This window comes from Actinoplanes sp. NPDC051633, from assembly GCF_040681735.1.
GTDB lineage: Bacteria > Actinomycetota > Actinomycetes > Mycobacteriales > Micromonosporaceae > Actinoplanes.
Genome location: NZ_JBFAZH010000713.1, coordinates 1 through 4,091, shown reverse-complemented (window position 1 = coordinate 4,091; position 4,091 = coordinate 1). Strand labels below are relative to the sequence as shown.

Genomic DNA, 4,091 nt, shown 5'->3' with positions numbered 1-4,091 from the left:
GCTGCCGTGGCGGGCGCGACGATCGCCTACGTGAACCTGATCGGCGGCCTGGACGAGCTGGTCTTCGACGGCGACTCGTTGATCGTCACCGCGGGCGGCGAGCTGCTCGCCCGCGCCGGCCAGTTCACCGACGAGCTGCTCATCCACGACCTCGAGCTGCCGGCGGCCGACGACGAGCCGAACGCCGGGTCGGCCTCGCTCGCCAGCGAGAGCCGGGTCGAGGAGACCGCGCCCGAGGACATGGCGATCGAGCGGGTCGAGATCGCGCAGCCGCCGCGCCCGCTGCACGACGGCCCCGCGCGGGCCGGCATCACCGAGCGGATCACCGACGAGGCCGAGATCTGGTCGGCGCTGGTCCTGGGCCTGCGCGACTACGTGAACAAGAACGGCTTCCGCTCGGTCGTGTTCGGCCTCTCCGGGGGCATCGACTCGGCCGTCGTCGCCACCATCGCGGTGGACGCCCTCGGGCCGGAACGCGTCGTCGCCGTCTCGATGCCCAGCGGCTATTCGTCGTCGCACTCCAGGGACGACGCGGCCGACCTGGCCAAGCGCACCGGGCTCGACTACCGCATCGAGCCGATCCAGGCGATGGTCGACGCGTTCCTGGCCAACCTCTCGCTCTCCGGCCTGGCCGTCGAGAACCTGCAGGCACGGGTACGCGGGGTGATTCTGATGGCCCTGTCGAACCAGGAGGGCCACCTCGTCCTCACCACCGGCAACAAGAGTGAGCTCGCGGTCGGCTACTCGACCCTCTACGGCGACTCCGTCGGCGGCTTCAACCCGCTCAAGGACGTGCCCAAGACGCTGGTCTGGAAGCTCGCCCGGTGGCGCAACGCGGAGGCCACCCGGCTGGGCACCGAGCCGCCGATCCCGGAGAACTCGATCAGCAAGCCGCCCAGCGCCGAGCTGCGGCCGGGTCAGGTGGACACCGACTCGCTGCCCGATTACGAGGTGCTGGACGCGATCCTGGCCGGCTACATCGACGGCGACCAGGGCCGCGACGACCTGGTCGCGGCCGGCCACGACGAGCAGCTCGTGGACAAGGTGCTGCGCATGGTCGACATCGCCGAGTACAAGCGCCGGCAGTCAGCGCCGGGCACGAAGATCTCCATCAAGGCGTTCGGCCGCGACCGCCGCCTGCCCATTACCAACAGGTTTCGAGAGGGTGTGTGAACTATTGCACTGACCCCTGACTGATGACCGGGGGCCGGTGCGACGATTCATTCAACACCCGGGGACCGCAGCAGCGCGGCCTCGAGGGAAGGAGGATCGCGATGTCTGACGTGCCCACCCTCTACGGCGGCCCGCCCACCCGGCGCGTGCGTACCCGTGACCTGCTCGCCGCCAAGACGCGTGGCGACCGATGGCCGATGCTGACGTCCTACGACCAGTACACGGCGGCGATCTTCGACCAGGCCGGCATCCCGGTGCTGCTGGTCGGCGATTCGGCGGCCAACAACGTGTTCGGCTACGAGACCACCGTCCCGGTCACCACCGAGGACCTCCTTCCCCTGGTCCGCGCGGTCGTGCGGGCCACCAAGACCGCACTGATCGTCGGCGACCTGCCCTTCGGCTCGTACGAGGAGGGCCCGACCCAGGCGCTGCGCACCGCCGTCCGGTTCATGAAGGAGGGCGGCTGCCACGCCGTCAAGCTCGAGGGCGGCCGCCGGGTGGCGGCACAGATCGAGGCCATCACGAACGCCGGCATCCCGGTGATGGCGCACATCGGCTTCACCCCGCAGAGCGAGCACCAGATCGGCGGCTACCGCGTGCAGGGCCGCGAGAACGAGGGCGCCGAGGTGCTCGCCGACGCCAAGGCGGTGGCCGAGGCCGGCGCGTTCGCCGTGGTGCTCGAGATGGTGCCCGGCGAGGTGGCCAAGACGGTCACCAAGGAGCTGAGCATCCCGACCGTGGGCATCGGCGCGGGGCCGGACACCGACGCGCAGGTGCTGGTCTGGCAGGACATGGCGGGTCTGCGTACGGGCAAGGCGCCGCGGTTCGTGAAGCGCTACGCCGACCTGGCCGGTGTCCTCGGCGACGCCACCCGTGCCTTCGCCGACGAGGTCCGGCACGGCGAGTTCCCGGCCTCCGAGCACACCTTCGAGTAAGTCAGGCCCGCTCGAACTCGACCTTGCGCGACGCCGGGTCCGCCGTCACCAGGCGGGCCCGGATCCGCTCGCCCAGCGGCAGTTCACCGGCGCAGCGCGCGAGCACGGCCGGGTCGTCCAGCGCGATCGTGCCGCCGGGCCCGCGGTCCGACCGGTCGAGCACACCGGCGTCGAAGACCTGCCCGGTGCGGCCGGAGAGCAGCACCGCCTCGGCGAGGTCGATGGCGGCCCGGCCGGCCGAGTTCGCCAGCCGATCGGTGGTCGCCATCGTCTTCGGCAGGCCGGGCAGCGCCGCACGTACCCACTGGGGCACCTCGCGCCCGTCGTGCAACGCCAGGCACACCTCCGTCGCGTAGCGGTCGGCCAGGCGCCGCAAGGGCGCCGTGACGTGCGCGTACGGCGCGCCGACCCCGCCGTGCCCGGTCTGCTCGGGCGCGTCGCCGTCGAACGCCGTGTACGCCGCCCCGCGCAGCAGCTCGGCCGCCGAGTCCAGGAACGCGGCGCCGCGCGGCTGCCCCGGATCCACCGGCGCCACCACCGCGCCCACCGACGCGCCGGCGGGCCATGAGACACCCAGCGACCGCGCCGCCGCCCGCAGCTTCTCGATCGCCTCGGGCCGCGGCGGCGGCATCGTGCGCAGCAGGCCGATCCCGCCGCGCAGCATCAGATCGGCGGCGGCCATGCCGGTGAGCAGTGAGATCTGCGCGTTGTGCTCCTCGACCGCGAGCGGCGCCCGCAGCACCAGCCGCCACCCGTCGCCGTCCGGCTCGACGGCCTGCTCGGGCAGCGGGAGGTTGACCGCTCCCCGGCCGGCGGCGCGGGCGGCCAGCAGCGCACCGATCTCGGGCAGCAGAGCGTACGGCTCCGCGGCCGTGCCGGCGTCCACCTCGGCCTGCACGCCCACGTAGTCGAGCTTGGCCCGGCTGCGGACCCGCGCGCGTTCCAGCCGCACACCGGTCATCGCGCCGTCGGCGTCCAGGTCGATCGTCCACACGACGGCGGCCCGGTCCACGTCGGCGAACAGGCTGACCGCGTCCTCGCTGAGCACCGGCGGATGCAGGGGGATCTTGCCGTCGGGCAGATAGATGGTCTGCCCGCGGACCCAGGTCTCGGTCTCGAGCGGGCCGCCCGGCCGCACGTAGGCCGCGACGTCCGCGATCGCGTACCGCACGCGGTATCCGCTGCCGTGCCGGCTCAGGTGCATGGCCTGGTCGAGGTCGCGGGAGGTGGCGGGGTCGATCGTCACGAACGGGACGTCGGTGAGATCGGCCCGGTCCGCCTGCCGATCGCCGGGCGGCGGCTCCTTGGCGGCGGCCTCGGCCTCGGCCAGCGCCTCCGCCGGGAAGTCGCCGGGCAGGTTCAGCTCGTCACGCAGCGCGGAGAAGTCGATCCTCGGCGCGGACACCCGTTTGATCGGCACGGCTCTGTCTACCACTACGGCCGGGACCGCGCCGATCACGGCGCGGCCCCGGCACGGGTGGTTCGGTCACGCGCGGGCGGCGGCGACCTTCGCTGCTCCGGTACGCGCGTTGCCCGCCGAAGCCTTGCGCGCGGACACGCCGGACCGCGGTGCGGAGACCCGGCCCGCGTTGGTGGCCGAGGTCTTGACCGTGCGGGCCGACCGGGCGGTGTTGCCGGACTTCGCGGCCGTCGTGGTCCGCGGCCGGCTCGCCGCGTTGCCGGCGGCCTTCTTGGCCGGCGCCTTCTTGGCCGCCGTCTTCTTCGCCGCCGCCTTCGTGGCCGTCGACTTCGTGGCCGCCTTGGCCGGCGCCTTCTTCGCGGTCGTCTTCTTCGCCGCCGCCTTGGTCGCCGTCGACTTGGTGGCGGCCTTCTTGGCCGGCGCCTTCTTGGCCGTCGTCTTCTTCGCCGCCGCCTTCGTGGCGGTCGACTTGGTGGCCGCCTTGGCCGGCGCCTTCTTCGCGGTCGTCTTCTTCGCCGCCGCCTTGGTGGCCGTCGTCTTCTTGGCTGCGGTCGTCTTCTTCG

4 protein-coding genes are annotated in these 4,091 nt (G+C 72.9%); 2 read left to right on the top strand and 2 right to left on the bottom strand.

Annotation, left to right across the window (positions count from 1 at the left end):
• The coding region (nadE, locus tag AB0M20_RS30410; protein WP_364303760.1) for an NAD(+) synthase at window positions 1-1,173 on the top strand (1,173 nt) is incomplete at its 5' end.
• Between the two features lie 101 nt (window positions 1,174-1,274).
• Window positions 1,275-2,108: a 3-methyl-2-oxobutanoate hydroxymethyltransferase gene (gene panB / locus AB0M20_RS30405; protein WP_364303759.1), complete on the top strand. Its 834-nt coding sequence runs from the start codon at window positions 1,275-1,277 to the stop codon at window positions 2,106-2,108.
• A gap of 1 nt (window position 2,109) precedes the next feature.
• Here panB and AB0M20_RS30400 read toward each other — a convergent pair whose 3' ends face one another.
• Window positions 2,110-3,528: an RNB domain-containing ribonuclease gene (locus AB0M20_RS30400; RefSeq protein WP_364303758.1), complete on the bottom strand. Its 1,419-nt coding sequence runs from the start codon at window positions 3,526-3,528 to the stop codon at window positions 2,110-2,112.
• A gap of 66 nt (window positions 3,529-3,594) precedes the next feature.
• On the bottom strand, window positions 3,595-4,091 hold a 497-nt coding region (locus tag AB0M20_RS30395), incomplete at its 5' end, for a hypothetical protein (RefSeq protein WP_364303757.1).

Bases quoted from the DNA above. Each gene is read 5' to 3' on its own strand.
- panB (WP_364303759.1), top strand. From the start codon at position 1,275: ATGTCTGACGTGCCCACCCTCTACGGCGGCCCGCCCACCCGGCGCGTG.